The sequence below is a fragment of the Bacillus sp. cl95 genome (assembly GCF_900115925.1).
GTDB lineage: Bacteria > Bacillota > Bacilli > Bacillales > Cytobacillaceae > Neobacillus_A.
In genome coordinates this window covers 495,359-519,680 of the sequence record NZ_FOYF01000003.1, presented here as the reverse complement: position 1 = coordinate 519,680, position 24,322 = coordinate 495,359, and the positions used below count along the sequence as shown (strand labels likewise).

Genomic DNA, 24,322 nt, shown 5'->3' with positions numbered 1-24,322 from the left:
TGCGGTATTTTTTGTTTTCTGGTACTTGAAATTAAAATAATGTCAACAGGTCAAGTGACCTGCTTGTAAATTATTTATGTTAGCCGCAATGGACATTGTTCATTGCGGCTTTTTGTCTTTCAAAATAAGGAGGAATTTACGGTGAATCAACACAGTTTTGAAGTATTACAGTATCAAGAAATCAAATCCCAAATTGCTAATTTTGCTTTAACATCTGAAGGTAAGCAAAAAATTATGGACTTACTTCCTTCCACTCATCTAAAACAAATTGAAGCATGGTTAGATGAGGTATCAGAGGCGGTAAATATTTTGAACAAGAGTGCAAGCGTACCAGTTCATGGACTTGAAGGGATGGAAAGATTACTAGGTTCCTTGAATAAAGGTGGCGCTTTACGTACAGAGCAGCTAAGTGGATTGGCGGATTTTCTAGACTGCTGTGAAAAAATGCGAAGATATATGAAGGATAAGGAATTTATTGCGCCGAGAGTGTCTTCATATGTACATTCGATAGAAAATCTGCCTGAACTAGCTTCAGAGATATCCAGGTGCATAAGAAATAGTGCTGTCGATGACTATGCAAGTAAGGAGCTCTTAAAGATTCGAAAACAAATTAGCATAGAGACGGAAAGACTTAAAGAAAGAGTGCAACAATTTGTGCGATCCAATAAATATAAGTCTTATCTTCAAGAAAATGTCGTTAGCCAAAGAAATGGGAGATATGTGATCCCAATCAAAAAGGAATACAGGAACAAAATCAACGGGACCGTACTTGATGCTTCAGCCTCTGGAGCAACCCTGTTCCTTGAACCAACTGAAATAGCCGCTTACCAGGATGAGTTAGAGTGGCTTCGTGCAGATGAAGAAGCAGAGATCCATAAGGTATTGATGTATTTGACAGGGCTAGTTGAGGCCAATGAAGTGCAAATTCGTCTTGCATTCGAAACAATGGTTCACTATGACATACTCTTTGCAAAAGCCAAATACAGCCGTTCCATTGATGGTACAAAGGTAAATGTAAATGAAGGAAATTACTTGAATTTAATCGATGCACATCACCCTCTTATTGGGCAAAAAGCAGTTCCGCTTACCATAGAATTGGGGAATCCTGAAAATGCCCTTGTCATAACGGGGCCAAATACGGGAGGAAAGACAGTGACCATCAAGACGGTCGGTCTGCTTACCTTAATGGTACAAAGTGGTCTTCTTATTCCAGTTGCTAAAGGAAGCAGCATAAGTATTTTTCAAAAAATAATGGTCGACATTGGCGATGGTCAAAGTATAGTCGATAATTTGAGTACATTTAGTTCGAGAATAAAAAATATTATCGGTATTTTGGAGGAAGCAACGCCGAGGACATTAGCATTGCTAGATGAACTAGGATCTGGAACGGATCCTCGGGAAGGAATGGGGCTGGCGACGGCAATTCTTGAGCAACTATATGCAAAGGGAACAACTTTGTTAGCCACCACTCATTATAGCGAGATAAAGGAGTATGCGGAAAGTCATCGTGGTTTTTTGAATGGTTCAATGGAATTCGATTTAGAGACACTAAAGCCTACCTATAAACTTTTGATAGGTAAGGGTGGTGATAGCCAGGCATTTTCAATTGCCATGAAACTAGGAATGCATCCGAAAATTATTGAAAGGGCGCATCAAATCACCTATAAAGAGGAGAAACAATATGTGTCTTCTGATATTGACCCAGAAAGAATCAAGCAGAGAGAGAAACAGGTGATAATAAATAAATACAAAAATCATATCCGGAAGAATGCTAACAAAGCAACTTCGGTCCCTATATTTACTAAAGGGGACAATGTTCAAGTGTATCCTTCTGAAGAATTTGGAATCATATACAGCGGCCCTGATGCTCTTGGCAATTATATCGTACAGGTAAAGGGAGAAAAGCAGTCACATAACCACAAGAGGTTAAAACTCTATATTGCTGCAAAAGAGCTTTATCCTGAAGACTATGATTTTGATATTATTTTCAAGTCGGTTGAGCAGAGAAAATTGAACAAAAGTTTTAGCAAAGGTCATATCGAAGGGGCCGTCATAAATCTGGATGAATAATGATCAAAGCTGTCATCATCTGGTGGCAGCTTATTATCTTTTTAAGTTTATACTTCTGATAAATAGCAAAATTTAACTTTCTCACTTCATAATCATGTTACAATGTATAAGGCTTAAATCAAGACATCAGAGTCGGTTAGCGGGGGAAATAATATGAACACGCAAGTGAAAAGGAATATTAGGAATTTGCAGGCTTTTTATTTATTAGCTTTTTTTGGAGTTGGGAGTTTGTATCCACTTTTAAGCGTCTACTTAAGTGAAGTAGAAAAACTTAATGGTTATCAAATTGGTACGATATTGTCGGTTGGACCCATTGTTATGATATTTTTCCAACCATTATGGGGAATCATGTCCGATATGACAAATGCTCCTGTTAAAGTACTAACCTTAACAACCGCAATGGCAGGCATTTTTGGCCTAGGTTTTTTGTTCTTAAATCACTATTTGTTATTTTTGATCATAGCCATATTGATTTCTGTTTTTCAAAGTGCCATGATACCTGTTTCAGATAGTATTTCATTGAAATATACGAGTAAAGTGAAATACAATTACGGAAACGTACGGCTTTTCGGATCACTGGGGTTTGGTGTGGCGGTCTTTATTATGGGAAGGCTGTCTGACTGGTCTGCCGAAGTAATCTTTTGGGGATTTTTCATCGCTTTATCTTTAGCCGCTATTATGGCAATGCGTTTACCGAAAGAACAAGCAACAGAAAAAAATAAGCTTTTTTCCGGAATGAAAGACCTGTTCAAAATTAGAAAATTTGTCATTTTTTTAGCAGTTACGTTTATGATTTTTGGTCCTAATCTTGCAAACAATTTTTACTTCAGTTTGTTTGTGGAAGATAGAGGAGGAACATATACTGGCATAGGAATTGCCTTTTTGATTGCTGTTTTATCAGAAATCCCATTTATGCGTGCAGCTGGCAAATGGATAAATAAATTTGGGTTACTACAGATAGCTGCATTTGCAGGAACCGTATCTATGATTCGATGGTTTTTCTATTTTATGGAACCTAGTCTATCAGTCGTATATGCATCAGCCGTCGTTCAAGGTGTTTCTTTAGGGTTATTTATTCCAGCCGGTCTTCAATATATTCGTGAAATAACACCCGTTAATATTACTGCTACTGCTGTGACAGTCTATTCAGCTATTGGGAATGGGTTAGGAAATTGGTTTAGCACATTCTTGGGGGGAGTATTATACGAAGAGTTTTCGATTTATGTGGTTTATCTATTTTTTGCAGTTTTGGCCCTCATTGGCGTAGTCCTTTGTTTTTGGTTGATTAAGGAAGAAACAAAGAGTCATTTGATTAATCTACCTATCAAGAATTAAGAAATATTAAGGGTGTTACCTGAAGTGTGCCATAATTTGAGAACATTCTAATAAAATATCTATGCTGCTAGAAAGTGATCCCAGGAATTTCACTGAGGTCACTTTCTTTAATCCTTATTAATAACTCTTACTTTCCTACGAAAATTATTAGCTTCCAAAAATCATTCTTTTTTTGATTCGCTTTTGTTATTTAGATACTGGCTTTTGAAATGTCTATTTCCCTATTATGCCCTGCATTTTTCCAAAGAGTGGTGAGGCTGCTTGCGATTAGGAATTGGGCGAAGTAATAGGTGGTCATGATGAAGACACCAGAATGGGTAATGTCTGAAACGAACATATTCCATGACAGGATTGAATCGGAGATGACGAATAAGATGCTGCCAAAAATAGCTCGAATGTTTCGGGTTTGGATGGCTGAAAGGGCCATCAATGAGATGGCCAGTATGTAGGCAATCACTGGGATGATGAGCATTTGGTTTCCATCGGCTAGTAAGGATGAGATTATCTTAGAACCCATGATGAAGGAGTATAAGAGAATCGGTAAAATAGAGGCAAGCCGCATTCTGTCCATCAAGGACACCTTCAAGAAGCCGCTTAAATAGAATAGGTGGCCGATTAGGAAGGCACCGAGCCCAGCAGTAAATGACACAGCAATGAAGGCATCGCCAAGTATGCAGAAAAACAGGCCCATGATAACTAAGCGATGGGCAGTAATTGATATGGCAGGAAGTCGCGTAAAAGCATAAAAAATGATTAAGATCATCGGAATAAGCTTAAAGACTATTTTTATTCCAAGCGGCTCTTCAGGAATGATGAATATGTATATAACCGCTGTCACGCCAATCATTAGGGGAAGCAAGAACTTATTCATAAAAAATCACGTCCAATGGTTTTTAATTTATTATACATAACCTGTACTATCTATCTATCTATCTATTCTATGTGAAAACTGAATATTCCTTCAAAAAATGAGAAGCCAATACTTTGATTTCGGGATTGTGCCTTAAAAATGAACTATGAAGAAAAAGCATATTTTCAAAGAGTCCTCATGAAATTGGTGAAAGAATCAACTATTTCTAGGGAATAGTTTAATTACAGGAGAGTTTGAAAGGACGATTCAAACACAGTTATGTAAGGTGCCTTTTCCTAATTGTAAATATAAGGTTTAGGAAGTTTTGAAATAAGTTGGTATGATAGTCAAATGAAACGAACTTATAAAAGAACTCATTTTGGTGGTGGAAACAATAAATATTTTTCTTACAGGTTCTACTGGTTTTTTAGGTGGGCGTCTCATACAAAATCTAGTTAATCAGAATCATAACTTATATGTGTTGGTAAGAGATTTAGAAAAGGCAAATAAAATCAAACTTTCTATTAAACAAGAAAAACAAAAACATATCCATTTTCTAAAAGGAGATATTACAAAAGCGAACTGTGGTCTCTCGGATGAGATCATTAGTGAGTTACGAGATAAGGTTGACATCTTTTATCACTTAGCAGCTTTAGTAAAATTCGATTTTGAATTGGAAAAGGAATTATTTGAAATTAATTACCATGGAACGAAACATGCACTGGATTTGGCCGTTAAAGTTAATTCTCAAAAATTTTATTACGTAAGCACAGCCTATACTATTGGAAAGATGGAATATGGCGTAGAAGAGTTGTATCCTATTGATACTCCTACTAACAATCCATATGAAGATAGCAAGATAAAGTCAGAGCATTTGGTTTTCTCCTATAAAGAAAAATTAGATATTTCTATCTTCAGACCGTCAATTATTGTAGGTGATTCCAAAACAGGACAAGCAGACTCTCACTTCACTTTGTACGGTTTCATAAGAGGATTAGAAGTATTCAAAAAGAGGATGGAAAGAAAATCTGATGATCAACATGCGGTCTATCATCTTATTGGCAATAGAGAAGGGACATCAAATCTCGTTCCGGTAGATTACGTTTGTGATGTTTTAACAGTGGCAGTCGAAAAGGCACAAAAGGAAAAAATCTATTTAATTGTAAACACAAACCCACCTACGAATTTCGCTATATTAAAAGGAATAAAAAAAGCTTTGATGTTTGAAAACTTAGCCATTGTAGGAAAGGAATCCAGGGCATTGCTAAGCAAAGAAGAAATCACTCTAAATTCTATGATTAAAGTCTTTGACCAGTATCTAGATCGAAATATCAAATATAAAGATTCCAATACAAGGGAACTCATTGAAGATACGAATGTAGAATACTTAAACATGGATAGCAACATGTTAAATACAATTATCCAGGGATATAGATTTACTTAATATTTCAAAAAGGACTCCAAATGGGGTCCTTTCTACTTTTCAGATTCATTGAGTGTTTATTTCAAAGCATAGTTCAACCAATCTATTTTCGCTTTTTCTTTAGGTAACTTGTTGAAGATTTACCAAATTCTTTTTTTAAAAAGAAGGACTTTTGTACATACTAACTTAGAGTTATAAGTTTCACCTCTTTATCTTTTACAGACAGAGTATATACGAAATGGAGGCGGACGTTATATTTTACGGAAAAAGAAACAATGAAGAAAAACTCGAAAATATCCTCGTCGATACTGAAGTATATTCTTGCAGCGATGATAGCTGTATAGGGTGGATGCGGAAGGATTTTGTAACAGATGATTTGAACTGTCCAATGTGTGGGCATGGTATGAATTTAGAAACACGTGAATTGCCAAAAATGTAGGTGGGAAGAAAGGCTGCTGATTGGCAGCCTAATCAAGGTTTTCTTGTGCAAACTGGGCTTCTTGTTCGGTTCTAAAAAGTGCATCATCATCCTCGATTACATGGAAAGTATCATTGATGAAAAGAGCTAATGCTTGAGGATCCTTAGGATGTTGAACAATTTCAGCGGCCCTGATATTTGAGACTGAAGGTACGTGAGGATTGCGATAAATCACATATACTTCATCACCGAGTTTGACTTCGTTCATATCTAAACTATTCATTCAACCGACCTCTTTTCTACATGTTTATTGGTTAGTTTGTCTTAGCAAATATGAATCATTCTTGTTTAATGATGGTAAAAACAAAACACGCTACTTTGAATAGTAGCGTGTTTTGTTGTGCAAAAAATCGTTTTATTAAATGTGAGCTTTTCTTTCAACTATTTGTACTCCGTTGTTGATAGAAAGAATATGTACCAAGTTCAGTATTCAGCAATCTTTCCATCTCTTCTAAGTGAGCCCTAGTTACGACCGGGTCATCCATGTCCCATTTGACGCTATATACAAAGAAATAGTCCTTTATCTGGCGGAAAATAACCGGTGAATTCGGGAAAAAATCGAAAAAAGCTTTAATATTATATTTTTTTGTATAACTCCATTTCTTTAATTTCAACGTTATCATCCTCTGTATTATAACAATAATGGATGTAGTTCAATATGTATATACCCCAATGGAAAATAAAAAAACCGACCAATTGGCCGGCTCTTCTTCTTGCTTTACTCTTCTTTTTTAGATAGACATCTTTCACATTCCATTAAGTATGATTCTGCTTGTTCAAACATGCTTTGACCACACTCCGGGCATTCCTTCTTGGGTAAATTACGGAAAAATTCAACTGGACTTTGTAACATTGATAATTCCTCCTTTATATAATACAGATTATTAACGTTTTATCTGTTATAGTACAGTATAAACATTTTTTTTATAAATGTGTAGACTTTTTTTAAAATTTTTTTGTTTCTGTAAAAAAAGGGCAAGTTTGATTGAGGCTTTGCTCGGGAATTATTTAAAAGAGGGGGAGGGTTAGAATGAAAGCGAAACCAGTTAACATTAGAGATGAAGTGTCAAATGGTGAAGAACCGATAAAGGAAACTGCGAATAAAATATTCGAGATTTTTACAAAGATTGGATACATTTCTAAAGGTTCGATTTACATATTTGCTGGTTTTCTTTCTTTCCTTGCAGCTCTAGGATCGGGAGATAAGCCGTCTGGTACCGAAGGTGTTCTAACTAAAGTTGAAAAAACGCCATTTGGTGAAGTTTTGTTGTGGCTTATTGCAGCAGGGCTTACAGGTTATGTATGTTGGAGAGGTTATCAGATCGTGTTTGCTAATCAAGAAGATGAAGGTGGAGTAAAGGTTTTTTTAAAAAGAGTTGGATATTTTATCAGTGCTTTTATATATGGAATGCTTGCATATAAAGCTGTCAAGATCGCTTTGCATATCCGTGGAGGAGATTTTTCACGTAAATCTGTTGCTGGTCTTGTCCTTCAGCATTCGTATGGAGATTGGTTAGTCGGACTTGTGGGTGCAATTATTATTGGGGTTGGATTCTATGAACTTTATTGTTCCATAAGAGGGAAATTTATTCGAAGGCTTAATACGAGTCAAATGGGTAAAGATGAATTGAAAATAGGAAAAAAAGCAGGTAAATATGGTTTGCTTGCCAGAAGCATCGTTTTGTTTGTCATCGGGTATTTCTTGATACAGACTTCAATAACCATGAATTCGAACAACGCCATCGGGATGGATGGTGCTTTGTTAAAAATAGCGCAGCAACCATATGGGAAATGGCTCTTAGGAATCGTTTCCGGTGGACTGATACTTTATGGATTGTTTGAAATCATTAAAGGAAAAAATCATATACTAGAGGATTAAATAAATAATCCAATTTCAGACAATTATTAACACTTCCCTAAAGATGGACTTTACCTTACAATCGTAGTAGTAAACAAAATAGGAAAGGAAGATGATATCTGACAATGAATGATGTTTTCTTGTCTTTCAACCCCCTTATCATCATAATTGCCATTGTATTATCTTTTATGGCTTCATATACAGCACTCGATATGTTTATTCTCATAAAACATTCTGAAAAGAATAAGAGGTTCCTTTTTGTAGGTGGAACTTTCTCAATGGGTGTAGGTTTTTGGATTATGAACTTTATGGGATTCTTGGCGGGCGACCTTTCAAGATTTGCCCAGTATCAAATTCCAGCGACATTCCTCTCCATTGTAATTGGGATTTCTTTTACAGGTATGGCTTTTTATATGTTAATAAACAAGAAAGTTAAGTTATCCGATTTATTGTTAGGTAGCTTATTTTTGACGCTCTCAGTTTTGTCCATCCATGTCCTTGGTTTGTATGCAATGAATTTAAGCATACAGTTTGACCCTTGGGTATTTGGCTTTTCTGCCCTCATCATTTATGCTTCGTTCCTCGTATCTATATGGATGATTTTCTATTCTAATAACTTCTTATCTGATCATCAGGCATGGTTAAAGCTTGTTAGTTCCATCATTATCACAGGAACTATCGTGGAAGGGCATTTCTTATTAAAACGAGCATCAGCCTTTCTTAATCATGAAGATGCAGCCGTTGGTTATACTCAAAGTCAGGAATCATTTATGGTTTATCTTGTCTTGTTCACTTCAATCTTGATTTTCGGTGGCCTTATTGCTTCGAGTACGATGATCAATAAACGCCTGGCAATTAGTGATACGAATTTGAAAGAAATTAAATGGGCACTGGATGAGTCAGCAATTGTGGCCATAACAGATCCTAAGGGTATTATTACTTATGTAAATGATAAATTTGTCGAGATCTCTAAATATGAAAAAGATGAGATTCATGGCCAAAACCATAATATACTAAACTCAGGATTACATCCAAAAGAGTTTTTCCAAGAGTTGTGGAGAATGATTGGTTCAGGTTATATATGGCGAGGCGAAATTCGAAATAAAGCGAAAGACGGAAGTTTTTATTGGGTTGATACAACGATAGTCCCGTTTATTAATAAAAAGGGAAAACCTTTTCAATATGTTTCAATCCGCTCTGATATTACTGATCGTAAATTAGCTGAGCAAAACTTAATGGAAAGATTGAAGGATATCAAAGATATTCATTTTGCACTTGATCAATCTTCCATTGTAGCAATGACCGATCAAAAAGGGAAAATTACGATTGTAAATGATAAGTTCTGTGAGATATCAAAATATAGCCGAGACGAACTTATCGGCAAAGATCATCGAATCCTAAATTCTGGTTTACACCCTAAAGAGTTCTTCAAGGATCTATGGGAAACAATCCAAAACGGAAACGTTTGGAAAGGTGAAATTAGAAATAAAGCAAAAGACGGGAGCTTTTATTGGGTAGATACAACAATCGTTCCTTTTTTAGATCAAACTGGAAAACCCTATCAATACGTTGCCATCCGTACCGATATTACAGATCGTAAGACTGCGGAAGAGCATTTGAAGGAAACATTGAAAGAGAACATTGATATTAAATTTGCCCTAGATCAATCTTCGATTGTAGCTTTTACAGACGCAAAAGGAATCATTACAGCTGTAAATGACAAGTTTTGTGAGATTTCAAAGTACAGCCGAGAGGAATTGATTGGTAAAGATCATAATATCCTTAATTCTGGCTTCCACTCGAAGGAGTTTTTCAAAGATTTATGGAAAACGATAGGAACAGGTAAGGTTTGGAAAGGCGAAATTAAGAACAAGGCTAAGGATGGATCCTATTACTGGGTCGATACAACCTTGGTTCCCTTCTTAAATGAAGCAAGAAAACCCTATCAATATATTGCAATTAGAAATGATATCACAGAGAGAAAGAAGACGGAGGAAATCCTACACCGTCAAGATAAGCTCGCAGCCGTTGGACAATTGGCTGCAGGAGTAGTACATGAGATCCGAAACCCACTGACTTCCATGAAGGGTTATGCGGAGTTCCTTCAATTAGATGAAAAAGATCCTGAACGGATGGAATTCCTTGATATCATTCTGGATGAAATTGAACGCGTTAATGGGATTGTCGAAGATTTCATGGTGCTAGCAAAGCCGAAAGCAGTCCAATTGGAAGAAAAGAATATAGTGGAAGTCATTCGCAATGTCTTGATGCTTCTTGAGTTTGAAGCCAGGAAAAAACATGTTCGTTTGCATTTTGATAATACAGAAGAAATTGTCCAGGTTGAATGTGATGAGAATCGTCTAAAGCAAGTATTCCTTAATTTTATTAAAAACGGAATAGAAGCCATGCCAAATGGTGGAGACCTGCACGTTAAGACGTCTGTGGTTGATAATAATATCCAGATTTCCATACAGGATACTGGTGTCGGTATTCCAGAAGATAAACTAAAACGAATTGGAGAGCCTTTCTATACAACAAAGCAAAATGGCAATGGACTCGGTTTAATGGTAAGCTTCAAAATTATTGAGAGTCATTTTGGAAAGGTGTATATCGAAAGCGAATTGAATAAAGGTACTACCTTTAACATCGTTCTCCCTACTAAAACAGCTTAGACAAATAAGGAAGACCAATCCGTGTAGCAAAGTGCGGATTGGTCTTTTGTTTGTTAAGCAAAGCGGTAGTAAATGATGATGAATGTTGCTAATACAAATATGAAATTCAAGAATACAAAAATCATTTGATCTAGGACTGACTTGTGCATCGTAATCGGTGGCTTATAAAATGAGACGCCTTCTATGATAAAAATAATCAATATGATGTGAATCATAAAGTGTCCAACGAGTTCAACACCACCAAATAACGTAGTCGTCATCACAAAGATACCTGTTAAGACGAAGGCTAGTAAGCGATTGAGTATCCCCACAACAAGAAGATATCCAACCACGAATTCAATAAAAGCACTTAATATGACGAATGTTGCTGAAGGGAAACCAAATGTAGGAACTCCATGGTTTGCAATAATATCTATAGAAAGTGCCGGATACACCCATTTTTCAACGGCCACCCAACATAATGATAAACCAGTTCCTAAGTATAGGAATGGGAATCCCCAATTCTCAAGTTTTGTACTACCGATGAGAAGAACAAAAATAATTGCAATATAAAATCCATAATCAAGCATATAAAAGATCCCTTGGTGAGCTGTGACAAATGAGAACAATCCAAGTAGGAAGAGCGCTCCAAGTTTTGTTGAATAGTGATGCGGAATCAATAAGAAGACGATAGATGCCCAAGCTAGATAAGTAATGATGCTAGATTCTATATGAATTTCTGGTGCAAATAAACTTCCACTTGTCACTTGGAAAATCAATGCAACGGCTGTCCCGTACTTAAGAATATAGCGAGAGTACTTACGGAAACCCTCTAGCTTCTTATCTATTTTCGCAAGAGGCTCCCATTTCATCACCGCAGGTAGTAGCTGTGGTAATACGGCTAACAATAAAGCTACTAAGATGGAAATGGTCATGAACAAAGGTGAAAGGATTTGTTTAATAGGCTCTTTAACAGGTTCAAGTTTAGTAAACCACTTTACATGTGCACTGATGAATAATGGCGACAATAAAGCAGCAAAAAATATAATGATGGAAGAGAAAATTCTCATGTAGTAAATCCCCTTAAATGTTATTTTATTTACAATAAAAATATAGCATGGATGAAATATAATAAGTATGTGAATCTATGAACATTGTTTGACAGTTTTTAATATGCAGGTAGTGTAAATTAATCATACACTTTCTTGCAGTAAATTAATTGATTAAATGGATATTAAAGGGATTTAAAACCATTAAAAGTAATTAAAAGCCAGTAAAAGTAAATAATAAGATACAAAGTCAGAATTATCTGATTTTTAGACACATAACCGTTAACTGCTTGTCATTCTTGTAATATAATTATAATCTGTCTGTTCTTTGTATATTTCCACCTCATGTTATGATTATCCCTGTTAGCCTAAACAGCTATGGGAGGGAATAAATAATATGAAAAAAACATTTAAGACTATGATTACAGCATTAGCTTTATCAGGTACGGTTGCTGCAAATGTGCAGGCAGAAGAAATTACGATTCAAAAAGGAGATACACTTTGGGGTCTATCTCGTGATCATCAAGTTTCAATTGAAGAGTTGAAAAATTGGAATCAGCTTTCATCGGATTTGATTATTGCAGGAGATACATTGGAGGTTTCACCAAAGGCGCTACATACCGTTAAGAAGGGCGAATCACTTTGGAAAATCGCAAAACAATATAACGTAACTGTTTACAATATTATTCAATGGAACAATTTACAAACGGACGTCATTCAACCAAATCAAATCTTAGAAATTCATGAAGCTACAAAAAAGGTTGAAGCAGTAAAGACACAAGCTCCAGCTACTGCAAAACCAGTACAGCCAGCACAACAAGTGGCTAAACCAGTTGCTCAACCGGCACAGCCAGTAAGCACACCGGCAGCACAGCCAGCTCCAAGCCAACCAGCTACTACTGACACGACAAAAGCTGCTCCAACTGAGGCCGCGAAAAAAGAAATTACCGTTACTGCAACTGCTTATACTGCGTCTTGTGAAGGATGTTCAGGCATTACGGCAACTGGAATTAACCTTAAAGAAAATCCTGACATGAAAGTGATTTCTGTCGATCCAAAGGTTATTCCGCTTGGAAGCAAAGTATATGTAGAAGGTTATGGAAATGCCATTGCAGGTGATACAGGTGGCGCCATCAAAGGTAATAAAATAGATATCTTTATCCCGACCAAAGAAGCAGCACTAGAGTGGGGAACAAGAACTGTGAAAGTTACAATCCTAGAATAGAATAAAATGAAGGGTGTCCCGAGTTGGGACACCCTTTCGTAATTTATATATTCATTATTCTTAAGATGCTTGCAACATTTTACGTTTCACTTCTGAATTCTTTCTTTGGTAATAATAGTAGTTTAAGATAAGCGCAGCCACGTAGAAACCGATAAAGAAGTAGAAAGCAGTAACAGGAGTTCCTGTTGTATTAACAGACCATCCAAATAGTTTTGGGATAAAGAAAGACCCGTAAGCTGCAAATGCTGCCGTGAAGCCTAGAACAGGTGCTGCTTCTTTAGGAACAAAAATGGTTGGGATCATTTGGAACGTAGAACCAGATCCAATACCAGCAGCCAAGAATAATAGTAAGAATGAAGCTAAGAAGCCCGCGAATTGCTTGTCGTTAAGGAAGTAAATAACCCCTGACGCGCCAATACCCATTGTCACTAATACATATGCTGTAACCTTTGCCCCGCCAAATTTATCTGCGATCCATCCACCAACAGGTCTTGCCGCTGCTGCAATGAGAGCGCCAAAGAATGCTAGTGATACATGTTCTGGAAATTGAGATTTTAGCAATAATGGAAATGCTGCAGCATAACCGATAAATGAACCGAAAGTTGCGACATAAAGGAAAGTCATAACCCATGTGTGTTTACGTTTTACGATGACAAATTGTTCTGAAACGGATTGCTTTGCGTTTGGTAGATTATCCATTCCGAAGTATGCAAGGATTGTCATGATTACAATCGGAATGACCCAAATGAATGCAGCATTTTGTAACCATACTTCTTGACCATTTGCTAAGACTTGACCTTTTCCGCTTACAAAAGAAAATGTCGCTGTTGTAATGATCAGAGGTGTTATGAATTGAACAACTGATACACCCATATTTCCTAAACCGCCGTTGATACCAAGTGCAGTTCCTTTTTCTTTTTTAGGAAAAAAGAAGCTAATGTTTGCAAGTGAAGATGAGAAGTTACCACCACCAAGACCACAAAGTGCTGCTAATAGTAACATGATTGAATAGGGTGTTTCAGGATTTTGAACGGCGAATCCGATACCGATGGCAGGGATTGCTAAGAGTCCCGTTGATATGACCGTCCAATTTCGGCCACCAATCGATCCTACAGCGAATGTGTAGACAAAACGAAGCGTTGCGCCAACTAAACCTGGTATGGCAGCCAATGTAAACAGTTGTGCTTCCGTAAATTGAAAACCTATATCGTTTAACCGTACTGCAACCACTGACCAAATTTGCCAGACAATAAAAGCGAGCATTAACGATGGTACTGAAATCCATAAGTTTCTTTGTGCGTGTTTCTTACCTTCCTTTAACCAGAATTTTTCATCTTCTGGATTCCATGTCTTTATTCGAGCCATGATATATTCCTCCTAATGGATCATAAATTGTTTTTCACTAGTGATGTGTTTACAAGTCAATCATAGCTACTCTCGATTTATAGATTTGTGACGTACGTCACAAAAGTGGTGAAGGAATTGTGAACAGAAGGGTTTAGACAAAAAGTTGTAACGATTGAACGGAAGAGTACTTGGTGATGTTTGATTTTACACAGAAAGGGAATGCTAACATAAAATCAAAAGGAGGATTCTTAACCATGTTATGGACAATTTTAGCTGTTCTTTTAGTACTTTGGGTTCTTGGATTGGTTTTCAATATTGCCGGAGGACTTATTCATATCTTGCTTGTGGTTGCAGCAGTGATTTTTCTCTTTAATATGCTTAAAGGAAGAGCAAATAGATAGAGGATTAAAGCAAACTAAAACATCCTTCAGAAACATCTCCTGAAGGATGTTTCTTATTGGAAAAGCAATATTGAGAAAAATACTTGTCCAATGCTGAAAATGTATAAAATTGTTGGAAATTTCCAATATGAAGAGTATATTTAACTTGTATATATGGGCTTGGTTCAAGTCTATGATGCTAAAAACTAAAAAGGGGAAAAAACATGGAATCATCTGCTTTAATTGCTATAGCCGTATTTTTAATTACATATGCATTTATCATCTCTGAAAAAATCCATCGTACAATCATTTCAATGATTGGTGCGGTAGCCTTAATCGCATTTGGAGTATTGGACCAAGAGAGTGCGCTCCATCATATCGATTTCAATACGATAGGACTACTCATTGGAATGATGATAATTGTAGGAATCACAGCCGAGACAGGAGTATTCGAATATATTGCTGTTTGGGGTTCACAAAAAGTAAAAGCACAACCGCTGAAGATTCTCATTGTGTTGAATCTTTTTACTGCCGTTGCCTCTGCTTTCCTTGATAATGTTACGACCGTTCTACTTGTCGTGCCAGTCACTCTAAGTATTACAAAACAACTGAGAGTTAACCCCATACCATTTTTAATATCGGAAATCTTTTCTTCAAATATAGGGGGAACTTCAACCATGATTGGTGATCCTCCGAATATTATGATTGGAAGTGCTGTTAGTGACTTAACATTCCTGGCTTTTATCGATAACCTTGCTATAGTCAGTACCATTATTCTCATCGTAACAATTGCAATTTTCACATTCATATATAGGCACGAATTCAAAACGTCTGATGAATTGAAAAACGTCTTAATGCAAAAGAAAGCAAGCGAAGAAATTCTGGATCCCATCTTATTAAGAAAAAGTCTATTTGCAATTTTTGTTACAATAAGTGGATTTTTTGCACATCAATTTATACATATTGAAACAGCAACAATCGCTCTTTTCGGTGCCTTTTTACTTCTATTGATAACAGGCGAAAAGTACCTTGAGAAAAGCTTGGAAAAAGCTGAATGGACGACACTATTTTTCTTTATCGGCCTATTTGTTATAGTCGGGGGACTCGTTGATACAGGATTGATTGCTCTTGTAGCTAAAAAGGCAATGTCCCTTACGGGTGGAGATTTGAATACGACAACATTGCTCATATTATGGATGAGCGCAATTGTTTCTGCATTTGTGGACAATATTCCATTTGTAGCAACGATGATTCCTCTGGTTAAAGAAATGGGGAATTTAGGTATTACGAATTTAGAACCTTTATGGTGGAGTTTATCTTTAGGTGCCTGTCTAGGTGGGAATGGTACTTTAATAGGTGCAAGTGCCAATCTTGTTGTAGCAGGTATTGCAGCTAGAGAAGGTCATCGTATTTCTTTTATGCAATTTCTCAAAATCGGTTTTCCCTTAATGCTAGTTTCTATTGTCATTTCAACTGTATACGTTTATGTCCGTTATTTAATGTAAAAGGAGCCTCTTAAAATAAATAGGTTAGGGAGAAAAATATGAAAAAGAAAAAGTTTTCTTTGGATCCACCGAAAATATTGGTTTTGGGATTTGCCGCTATTATCTTGATTGGAGCATTTCTACTGACCACATCAATGGCGACAGTAGATGGAAAAGGTCTGACATTCCTAGACGCCCTCTTTACGGCAACTTCGGCTACATGTGTAACGGGACTAGTTGTAGTCGATACAGGAAGTACCTTTACCATATTTGGAGAACTCGTCATTTTGACACTTATACAAGTTGGCGGCCTTGGCTTCATGACCTTCGCCACCTTTTTTGCATTTCTTTTAGGGAAGAGAATTTCCTTGAAAGAAAGAATTCTGCTTCAGGAGTCGTTAAATAATATGTCGATTGAAGGGATCGTTAGGTTAGCCAAAAGGATTATCATTTTTACAGTGCTAATAGAAGCAGTTGGTGGAATATTACTTTCATTTAGATTTTCTTTTGATTACCCGATAGGAAAAGCCATATATTTGGGCTTCTTCCATTCAATCTCAAATTTTAATAATGCGGGTTTTGACTTAATGGGCGAGTTTAAGAGTTTGACCGACTATGCTTCAGACCCTATCGTTACCCTTACTGTTAGTGCACTTATTATCCTTGGAGGAATCGGTTTTATTGTCATGAATGAAGTCTTTGAATATCGTCAAACCAAGAGATTATCGATGCATACGAAGATCGTTTTAGTATCCAGTTCTATATTACTTGTGCTAGGAACAATCCTCATATTTGTATTCGAGTATGACAATTCTAAAACGTTACAACCACTTTCTTTTTTGGGAAAGACGCTTGCATCTATCTATCAATCGGTTACACCACGTACCGCTGGTTCGAATACTTTAAACATCCCTGATTTGACCCATCCAACGCTGTTCTTAATTATTATTCTTATGTTTATTGGAGCTTCTCCCGGATCGACAGGTGGGGGGATTAAGACAACAACATTTGCAACTTTGATGGGAACAGTTTGGTCACAAATACGTGGTAAGGAAGACGTAATCTTCTTCCGCCAGCGTATTGTTTATGAAACAATCTATAAAGCTTTAACTGTAACAACGAGTGGCTTGTTTCTTGTAATCACGATGACCATGCTATTAACCATTACAGAAAAAGGTCAAGATTTTTTCATGATATTATTTGAATCCACTTCTGCTTTTGCCACAGTAGGCTTATCAATGGGTTTAACGCCGGAACTATCTCCACTTGGCAGAATCTTAATCACATTTACGATGTTTGCAGGAAGAGTAGGGCCTTTGACAGTTGCCTTCGCAATCGCCATGAGAAGGAGTCCAGATCCTTTCCGCTATCCTAAAGGGAAAATCATGATTGGATAAAATGAAAAAAGGGTGATTACATGATTAAACAATATGCGGTCATTGGGCTTGGAAGATTTGGTGCGAGTATTGCTTCAAAATTATATGAAGCTGGTCAAGAAGTATTAGGTGTAGATATAGACGAGGATCGTCTAGAGGATGCGAGATCATTTGTAACGCATTCATTAATTGCGGATACGACGGAAATAGAGGCATTAAAATCGATAGGTATCAGAAACTTCGAAACCGTAATAGTGGCGATTGGAAATGACATACAAGCTAGTATTTTAACGGTACTTTTGTTAAAAGAGTTGGGTGTACAAAAGGTTATTGCCAAAGCACTAAGTAAGCACCATGGGAAAGTACTTTACAAAGTTGGGGCCGATTGGGTGATCTTTCCTGAAAGGGATATGGGAGAGAGGGTCGCCCACCAATTACTATCACCAAATGTTCTTAACTTCATTGAGCTCTCAAAAGCGTATAGTGTAGAGGAAATTAAGATTCCCACTTCAATGACTGCTAGAACACTGAGAGATCTTGATTTACGAGCCAAATATAACTTAAGTGTTATTGCTATTCGTCATCATGAAGATATTAATATTTCTCCTTCACCGAATGAAGTGATAAACCATGGAGATGTACTTGTTGTCATAGGTGAAAACAAGGATCTCGAACGTTTTGCTAATTTAGAGTAAACCAATGTTTTAACTGCTGTTTACAGGGAAAAGAAGGGTATACGAAAAAACAAAAGGAGGATTCATTCGAGATGAAATTATCTGAATTGATGACAACAAATGTGGAAGTATGTAACCCCGAAAGCTCTTTGACTGAAGTAGCAGGGAAAATGAAAGAATTAAATGTCGGTGTCATGCCAATCTGTGAACAAGACAAGCTGGTAGGTGTGGTGACAGACAGGGACTTAGTCATCAACGGTCTTGCAAATGAGCTTGAAGCAAAAGCCCAAGTGTCCCAAGTTATGAGTGAAAGCCTCGTTACAGGTCATAAAGAAATGAGTGTTAAAGAAGCAGCCGATTTAATGGCAGAACATCAAATTAGACGTCTCCCAATTGTGGAAGATGAAAGGCTTGTGGGAATCGTTTCACTAGGAGACTTAGCAGTTAATCAGGAAACGAACGATGATGCAGGACAAGCTTTAGAGCAAATTTCTGCCCCAACACAATCCATGCAATAATTAAAAACGGGATACAGCCATTGTTGGCAGTATCCCATTTTTAATGGAGTTTTTGAAGAGCTTCTTCTAATTGTTTACTTCTTTTGGCGTTGCCTTCTGCAAAATTCTCTAGAGAGTTTTTCAAATCTTCATAACCATGAAGTCTCTCTTCTACCATTAAATAATTCCTCATAAGTTCAGTTTCCCTCTCATGACTTTGTTTTAAAATATCTTGTAAGGCTTCTTTAGTAAGGTCATCCTCACGATCGAAGTCACTGTCATAATCTTGTTCATGGTTCATGGATTCACCTCTATCTCCTATTATTATAATTTTATTTCTTTTTTATTCCAATGTGATGAATATTCAAAATTTGGTGATATACTAGATTTATTGTAAATATTCTAAATGTTCTATAAGGAGGATTTCATGTTAGGAATAAGTAGAAATCAGGATGATCGACCACCTATTATCCTGCCCATAACGATTATTTTGTACATAAGCAGTCTTTTTATGCCATTCTTCTTTGTGTTTTTGCTTCAGGGTTTTTTCTTCTTCTCAAGAGAAAATTGGTATTTCACTGCGCCTTTAAGCGCATATCTATCATTTGCTGCGGGCATTATTGTTATTGCTATCAGCTTAACTGTTTATTTAATAGTCAAAGCTCGAACTGAAAAAAGAATTGTTTCACTCATTGTAATGATAGGTTTTTTAGTAAGTATTCCTTTGTTCGTGGCTGGAACGAATAATTATTACTATCTCAACGATAAAGGTATTCATTATCATTATTTATTGAAAATGGACAAAGATGTGTATGCTTGGGATGAGATTTCAAAAGTGAAAGAAGTGTATAAAGTTCGTCAAGGAACCACTTATTTGAAAGAGCTCATATTTTATACGAATGATGGCTCAAGTGTCACACTTCCGAATGATCATAAGTATACTGTAAATCGTTGGAAAGTAACTGAAAAGCTTGAAGAATATTCAGTTGTAATCGAAGGAAATTCTTTGGAGGCAGAAGAAGAATAACTTTCCTAAAGATTTTGAAGTAATTTGGTGAAAAAATAGACAGAAAATTAAAAATATTGTCAGATGTTGCGCTTGCCTGGGGAATAATGAAGACAATAATTAGTTTTATTTCCTAAAAAAATAGTTCTAATTTTTTTGCGGGGATTTCATGAACACTCATTCTACGTAAGTCTTAGTTGATTTGTGACCAACTTTTTAGATAAAAAGAGTTGGTCATTTTTGTTGGAACTTAAATCATAGTCGATAAAATAGAGATAAAAGAATTTGTCGAATCTGGAAGGTGGATAAGTCCAGACACTATATACAAATGATTAATTAAGTATTATGAACACGATTTTATTCGCACATCAGCCCATTCTCGAATAAACATAACATGTAATTAGTAATGGGGAGGTGTGGTAAATGGCGTATTCTTACGTTGTGCTAGGGGATTCCTTATCCGTTGGAGTAGGATCTTCATTCTTTTCACCGGGATTCGTACAAAGGTACAGGAGATTCGCTGAAAAAGCCCTAGATGAGCAAATTTACTTACTTAGTTTTGCTCAGTCCGGTTCCAAAACAGAGGACGTACTTTTGGAAATACAAAAAGAATTTGTTGCAAATCGAGTAAAGGAAGCAGAAATTGTAACGGTAACTGCAGGTGGAAATGACTTGATTGATGCAGCAAGGGAGTTTCTAAATGGCGGTAATGAAAAACAATTGGAGAAAAAATTAAATAATAGCATTGCCAATATGAAAAAAATATTAGAAAACATAACAAATATCAAGAAACATTGTCATCACCCTTACATTGTACGTGTCCTAAATTTATATAATCCTTTTCCCAATATTCCTCTTGCTGATGAAGGGGTGCGGAGATTTAATCGTCTCCTGAAAGGGTTCTCAAATGGGGATACGATTATCGTAGCCGATATTTATAAGATTTTTAAAAATAACGAAGGTGATTTCTTGTCCATTGATGGGGTCCATCCCAACGATAATGGGTATGAACGCATGGCAGAAAAAATTCACAGGTTAGGGTACGGGGGATTGGAGACTGGAATGGAAGAGGAATAGAGAATAACCACAAATCGTTTTTCTAATTCGCCCTATGATATACTATATGAAAAAACAAAGGTGATCATATGAAAAACTTAGGTTCCTTACCGGAAAACATCCCTGCACTCAACATTTTGGATAGTTTAGGTGAAAACATCATTGTTTCCGATAAACAATATAATGTTGTTTGGGTCAACGTCAAAGCTGCCTCGCTCCTTTCACAGGTTGTACCTTTGTTCGGTATTAATGATGTCAGCCAAATTATCGGTATGAACATATCCCGATTTCATAAGGACCCTAGTCACCAAGAAAAAATTATGGAGAAATTGACGGGTACACATAGAGCAAGAATTACGATTAAGAATCATTTTGTCGCCGATATTATAGTAAACCCTGTATACTCTGATGAAGAGATCATTGGTTATGTGGCCTTACTCCAAGATGTGACAACAAAAGCAGAAGAAGAGAAAAGGAAAGAACAACTTATTCAGGACATGTCGATTCCAATTTTAAATATCTGGGATTCTACAATTGCCATTCCTCTATTTGGTTCTTTGGATATTGATCGAGGAGAACTATTGCTATCAAGAGTACTGGATTCATGTACATCAAATGGCAATCAATATGTCCTCGTTGATGTTAGTGGATTAACCGAATATAATGCTGAAACAGCAGCATACATTAAGAAGCTATACGATACGTTAAGACTTGTTGGTGCAGATTGTATCATCGTAGGAATTTCATCCGAATTGGCCGTTAAATTTTCGGAACATAAATTTACATTCTCGACTTTTGCAACAGCTCAACAAGGACTGGAATATATCCTAAATTTCCGAAAATAAATTGAATTGAATTGACATAGTTTATTATGTTAACAAGCAGAGCACGATACTGCTTGTTTTTATTTTGGATTCAAAGAAAGATTGTTTGACGAAATTGTGAACGCAATGTATAGTTCAAAAGATAATTCAATAAAAATATCAAACAGTTTGGATTAAAATAACTGCTTGTAATTCGAAATAAGGAGGTCCTTGTGTTGGAAACCAGTGCATTAACACTGCAAAAAGAAAGTCCGGTCATAGATGAAAATAAGATAGTGCTCATTTGGAGCTTTACGGTCTGGCTAGTGGTTATGAATACAACAATGTTTAACGTTGCACTTCCGAGTGTTTTAGAAGATTTGTCTCTTACATCGGGAGCAGCTTCTTGGATCGTTTCGGGCTATTCCATCGTTTTTGCGATATCCACGCTGACTTTTAGTAGATTATCAGATTATCTGCCTATCTCCAGACTACTTTATATTGGTATCACAATTTTGTCAGTAGCTTCTCTGATCGGCTTTTTTTCAGATGATTTCTATCTATTATTAATATCAAGAATATTGCAGGCGGCTGGTGCCGGTGCAGTGCCTGGTCTTGCGATGGTGCTTGCAAGTCGATATATTCCCGTGTCGCGAAGAGGCAAAGCCATGTCCTTTATTGCTTCTGCTGCATCACTAGGTTTTGGATTGGGTCCTGTAATCGGAGGAGCCATCACGCAGTATTTTGGATGGGAGTATCTATTTATTGTAACGGCAATTGTGATTTTGTTGATACCGCTATTTAATAAATATCTTCCAATCGAGTCTATTGAAAAGGTGAATTTCGACATTCTTGGAGGCTTAGTTACGGGAGTTAGCGTTACAGGACTACTTCTTTTCTTTTCAACATTTTCATACTGGATTTTGCTAATCAGCATTGCACTCCTATTGTTTTTATGGAAGCATATCAATAAAATCGAAATGCCATTTATTCAACCTAAGTTGCTCTTAAATAAGCAATATTTAAAGTTACTTTTCATTGGATTTTCGGCCTTTATAACTCATTTTTCATCATTATTCTTGTTGCCGATTATATTGACACAGGTATTTCATTTAGAACCAGCCAAAGTGGGAATGATTATTTTTCCAGGAGCTATCCTGTCAGCGGTAGCAGCTCAATTTATTGGTAGACTTATAGATCGATTTGGGAACGTTCCGCTGATCATTGGCGGACAATCTCTTTTAATATTGGCTACGCTATTATTTGCTTTATTCTCAAATATCTCTGCTTATCTAATCTTGTTTATTTACATGTTTATGAGTACTGGTTTTTCAGCATTAACATCCAGTATTTCTAACGAAATCTCAAGAATTCTCACAAAAGATGAACTCGGTTCTGGAATGGGGATGGCCCAGTTGATTCAATTTTTTGGAGGGGCTTTTGGAGTGGCATTGACAGGACTGGCATTACATTTTCAAGAAAATTTTTCAACTGCCTTGGTTCATCGAAGTATTTTCTTTGGGACGTTTGGTTTAGTATTTTTGTCGATTTTTGTTTTTTCTTTGTACTTAAGAAGGAAAAAGGGGTTATAGCAGCCAATATATAAAGTACTATCATCTTGCTAGCATTTTGATATAAAGCTTATAGGAGTGTTGTGGTTGGTACAGGACAATAAAATACAATTAAATGTACGTGTGTCGAATGAGACTTCAAAAAAATTAGATGCAATCGTCGAATATTATCAGGAAAATATGAAACTCGGAAGATTATATAAAGGCGATGTACTGATGGATATTATCGAGAAATCGTATGAGCAAATGCTTAAACAAAAAAATGCACTTAAAAAATATTAACCATATTTTACTTTGAAAAATATCATCTCCCTGATAAAAGGTTTAACTTTCTGAAAGAAGGGAACTTTTTAAGTATGAAAGGCTACATGAATTCTCAGGGAGGTAAATATTATGAATCGTAAAAAATTGATGATGACTACTGTTGCACTTGGGACTGCCTATCTACTTAAGGATAAAAAATCTCGTGAGAAACTTATGGGACAATTTCAATCCCTAGCAGGATCCAAGAAAAAATCATAACAAGAAAACACCTTCTAAATTTTGAAGGTGTTTTCTTGTGCATTGGTATTACTTTACAAATGTAAAATAATCATATAATATTATCATTATCAATAATGATAACGAAGGGGTCAGAAAATGAACGAAAGTAAATCAGATTTAATATTGCATCCTGTTCGAATGAGGATTCTTCAGAGCTTAATTAACCAGAGATTATCTGTTCAACAGTTGAAAGAGTTTTTACCCGATGTACCACAAGCAACTTTGTATAGACACCTTAAGAAATTGAGTGATGCAGAAATCATCCACGTTGTAGATGAAATTCCAAATAGAGGTACAGTCGAAAAAATCTACGCCTTACAAGCTGACAATGCTGTAATTTCACCAAATGAAATTGCCAATATGTCGAGTGATGAACACATGACGCTTTTCATTAAGTTCATGGCAAACATTTTGGGAGAGTTTGAAAATTATACAAAACAAGACAATTATAACATTTTGGAGGACGGGGTCTCATTTAGGCAAGCGAATATATACTTAACGGATGAGGAATTTGCTAATGTCACCAAAGAAATGGCAGGTGCATTAACAAAGGTTCTTTATAATAAACCAACAACAGAGAGAAAAAGAAGGACTTTTGCAACAATCATGATCCCAGAACCAAGGGGAGATTAAGGGAGGAAGATAA

The 24,322-nt window shown here is 36.4% G+C and carries 26 protein-coding genes; 19 read left to right on the top strand and 7 right to left on the bottom strand.

The features are described 5' to 3' along the window. The first annotated feature begins 141 nt into the window (after window positions 1-141). Both BMZ31_RS11570 and BMZ31_RS11565 read left to right on the top strand, forming a co-directional pair. Window positions 142-2,070: an endonuclease MutS2 gene (locus BMZ31_RS11570; protein ID WP_090831891.1), complete on the top strand. Its 1,929-nt coding sequence runs from the start codon at window positions 142-144 to the stop codon at window positions 2,068-2,070. A gap of 153 nt (window positions 2,071-2,223) precedes the next feature. After that, a complete protein-coding gene (locus BMZ31_RS11565) occupies window positions 2,224-3,405 on the top strand; it encodes an MFS transporter (RefSeq protein ID WP_090831890.1) in 1,182 nt (393 codons plus the stop codon). A 190-nt stretch (window positions 3,406-3,595) separates the two neighbouring features. On the opposite strand, the gene BMZ31_RS11560 is transcribed toward BMZ31_RS11565, so the two are convergent. Then, window positions 3,596-4,276: a lysoplasmalogenase gene (locus BMZ31_RS11560; RefSeq protein WP_090831889.1), complete on the bottom strand. Its 681-nt coding sequence runs from the start codon at window positions 4,274-4,276 to the stop codon at window positions 3,596-3,598. 364 nt (window positions 4,277-4,640) lie between these two features. Between BMZ31_RS11560 and BMZ31_RS11555 the strand changes: the two genes are divergently transcribed. Together BMZ31_RS11555 and BMZ31_RS11550 are read left to right on the top strand one after the other, a co-directional pair. Then, complete coding sequence (locus BMZ31_RS11555) at window positions 4,641-5,699, top strand: SDR family oxidoreductase (protein WP_254778764.1); 1,059 nt, start codon at window positions 4,641-4,643, stop codon at window positions 5,697-5,699. A gap of 217 nt (window positions 5,700-5,916) precedes the next feature. Next, window positions 5,917-6,117, top strand: coding sequence for a cold-inducible protein YdjO-related protein (locus tag BMZ31_RS11550; RefSeq protein ID WP_254778762.1), 201 nt, complete (start codon window positions 5,917-5,919; stop codon window positions 6,115-6,117). Window positions 6,118-6,145: 28 nt separating this feature from the next. On the opposite strand, the gene BMZ31_RS11545 is transcribed toward BMZ31_RS11550, so the two are convergent. The 3 genes from BMZ31_RS11545 to yhfH all read right to left on the bottom strand — a co-directional run bounded on the left by BMZ31_RS11545 (window position 6,146) and on the right by yhfH (window position 7,009). After that, window positions 6,146-6,379, bottom strand: a complete 234-nt coding sequence (locus tag BMZ31_RS11545; protein ID WP_090831888.1) for a transcriptional regulator SplA domain-containing protein — start codon at window positions 6,377-6,379, stop codon at window positions 6,146-6,148. Between the two features lie 154 nt (window positions 6,380-6,533). Next, a complete protein-coding gene (locus BMZ31_RS11540) occupies window positions 6,534-6,770 on the bottom strand; it encodes a hypothetical protein (protein ID WP_090831887.1) in 237 nt (78 codons plus the stop codon). Between the two features lie 104 nt (window positions 6,771-6,874). Then, a complete protein-coding gene (yhfH, locus tag BMZ31_RS11535) occupies window positions 6,875-7,009 on the bottom strand; it encodes a protein YhfH (RefSeq protein WP_090831886.1) in 135 nt (44 codons plus the stop codon). A gap of 177 nt (window positions 7,010-7,186) precedes the next feature. Here yhfH and BMZ31_RS11530 point away from each other — a divergent pair, with 177 nt between their 5' ends. Then, window positions 7,187-8,035, top strand: coding sequence for a DUF1206 domain-containing protein (locus BMZ31_RS11530; RefSeq protein WP_090831885.1), 849 nt, complete (start codon window positions 7,187-7,189; stop codon window positions 8,033-8,035). Between the two features lie 104 nt (window positions 8,036-8,139). Continuing rightward, window positions 8,140-10,686, top strand: a complete 2,547-nt coding sequence (locus tag BMZ31_RS11525; protein ID WP_090831884.1) for a PAS domain S-box protein — start codon at window positions 8,140-8,142, stop codon at window positions 10,684-10,686. A gap of 53 nt (window positions 10,687-10,739) precedes the next feature. On the opposite strand, the gene BMZ31_RS11520 is transcribed toward BMZ31_RS11525, so the two are convergent. Next, window positions 10,740-11,735: a DoxX family membrane protein gene (locus BMZ31_RS11520; protein ID WP_090831883.1), complete on the bottom strand. Its 996-nt coding sequence runs from the start codon at window positions 11,733-11,735 to the stop codon at window positions 10,740-10,742. 376 nt (window positions 11,736-12,111) lie between these two features. On the opposite strand from BMZ31_RS11520, the gene BMZ31_RS11515 reads away from it, so the two are divergent. Next, on the top strand, window positions 12,112-12,939 hold the full coding sequence (locus BMZ31_RS11515; protein ID WP_090831882.1) for a LysM peptidoglycan-binding and 3D domain-containing protein: 828 nt from the start codon (window positions 12,112-12,114) through the stop codon (window positions 12,937-12,939). Between the two features lie 60 nt (window positions 12,940-12,999). Here BMZ31_RS11515 and BMZ31_RS11510 read toward each other — a convergent pair whose 3' ends face one another. Next, window positions 13,000-14,304, bottom strand: coding sequence for a NarK family nitrate/nitrite MFS transporter (locus tag BMZ31_RS11510; RefSeq protein WP_090831881.1), 1,305 nt, complete (start codon window positions 14,302-14,304; stop codon window positions 13,000-13,002). 236 nt (window positions 14,305-14,540) lie between these two features. Between BMZ31_RS11510 and BMZ31_RS11505 the strand changes: the two genes are divergently transcribed. The 5 genes from BMZ31_RS11505 (at window position 14,541) to BMZ31_RS11485 (ending at window position 18,718) form a co-directional block, all read left to right on the top strand. Next, window positions 14,541-14,687, top strand: coding sequence for a lmo0937 family membrane protein (locus BMZ31_RS11505; protein ID WP_139205946.1), 147 nt, complete (start codon window positions 14,541-14,543; stop codon window positions 14,685-14,687). A gap of 203 nt (window positions 14,688-14,890) precedes the next feature. Continuing rightward, the gene (locus tag BMZ31_RS11500; RefSeq protein WP_090831879.1) at window positions 14,891-16,171 is read left to right on the top strand and encodes an ArsB/NhaD family transporter; all 1,281 of its coding nucleotides are present in this window, start codon (window positions 14,891-14,893) and stop codon (window positions 16,169-16,171) included. Window positions 16,172-16,209: 38 nt separating this feature from the next. Continuing rightward, on the top strand, window positions 16,210-17,547 hold the full coding sequence (locus BMZ31_RS11495) for a TrkH family potassium uptake protein (RefSeq protein ID WP_090831878.1): 1,338 nt from the start codon (window positions 16,210-16,212) through the stop codon (window positions 17,545-17,547). A gap of 20 nt (window positions 17,548-17,567) precedes the next feature. Next, a complete protein-coding gene (locus tag BMZ31_RS11490; RefSeq protein WP_090831877.1) occupies window positions 17,568-18,221 on the top strand; it encodes a potassium channel family protein in 654 nt (217 codons plus the stop codon). Window positions 18,222-18,292: 71 nt separating this feature from the next. Continuing rightward, the gene (locus BMZ31_RS11485) at window positions 18,293-18,718 is read left to right on the top strand and encodes a CBS domain-containing protein (protein WP_090831876.1); all 426 of its coding nucleotides are present in this window, start codon (window positions 18,293-18,295) and stop codon (window positions 18,716-18,718) included. A gap of 40 nt (window positions 18,719-18,758) precedes the next feature. Here the strand turns inward: BMZ31_RS11485 and BMZ31_RS11480 are convergent, their stop codons facing one another. Next, window positions 18,759-18,998: a hypothetical protein gene (locus BMZ31_RS11480; protein WP_090831875.1), complete on the bottom strand. Its 240-nt coding sequence runs from the start codon at window positions 18,996-18,998 to the stop codon at window positions 18,759-18,761. 126 nt (window positions 18,999-19,124) lie between these two features. On the opposite strand from BMZ31_RS11480, the gene BMZ31_RS11475 reads away from it, so the two are divergent. The 7 genes from BMZ31_RS11475 to BMZ31_RS11450 all read left to right on the top strand — a co-directional run bounded on the left by BMZ31_RS11475 (window position 19,125) and on the right by BMZ31_RS11450 (window position 24,309). Beyond that, on the top strand, window positions 19,125-19,724 hold the full coding sequence (locus BMZ31_RS11475) for a ZIP family metal transporter (protein WP_090831874.1): 600 nt from the start codon (window positions 19,125-19,127) through the stop codon (window positions 19,722-19,724). Window positions 19,725-20,126: 402 nt separating this feature from the next. Beyond that, window positions 20,127-20,780 (top strand): GDSL-type esterase/lipase family protein, encoded by a 654-nt coding sequence (locus tag BMZ31_RS11470; protein ID WP_090831873.1) that lies wholly within the window; start codon window positions 20,127-20,129, stop codon window positions 20,778-20,780. Window positions 20,781-20,848: 68 nt separating this feature from the next. Beyond that, window positions 20,849-21,604, top strand: coding sequence for an STAS domain-containing protein (locus BMZ31_RS11465; RefSeq protein WP_090831872.1), 756 nt, complete (start codon window positions 20,849-20,851; stop codon window positions 21,602-21,604). A 191-nt stretch (window positions 21,605-21,795) separates the two neighbouring features. Next, window positions 21,796-23,154 carry an MFS transporter gene (locus BMZ31_RS11460; protein ID WP_254778760.1) on the top strand — a complete coding sequence of 453 codons (1,359 nt, stop codon included), beginning with the start codon at window positions 21,796-21,798 and terminating at the stop codon, window positions 23,152-23,154. Window positions 23,155-23,220: 66 nt separating this feature from the next. Next, complete coding sequence (locus BMZ31_RS11455) at window positions 23,221-23,415, top strand: hypothetical protein (protein ID WP_090831870.1); 195 nt, start codon at window positions 23,221-23,223, stop codon at window positions 23,413-23,415. 111 nt (window positions 23,416-23,526) lie between these two features. Next, a complete protein-coding gene (locus BMZ31_RS20930) occupies window positions 23,527-23,655 on the top strand; it encodes a hypothetical protein (RefSeq protein WP_302846845.1) in 129 nt (42 codons plus the stop codon). Window positions 23,656-23,772: 117 nt separating this feature from the next. Beyond that, a complete protein-coding gene (locus BMZ31_RS11450) occupies window positions 23,773-24,309 on the top strand; it encodes a helix-turn-helix domain-containing protein (RefSeq protein WP_090831869.1) in 537 nt (178 codons plus the stop codon). Window positions 24,310-24,322: the final 13 nt, after the last annotated feature.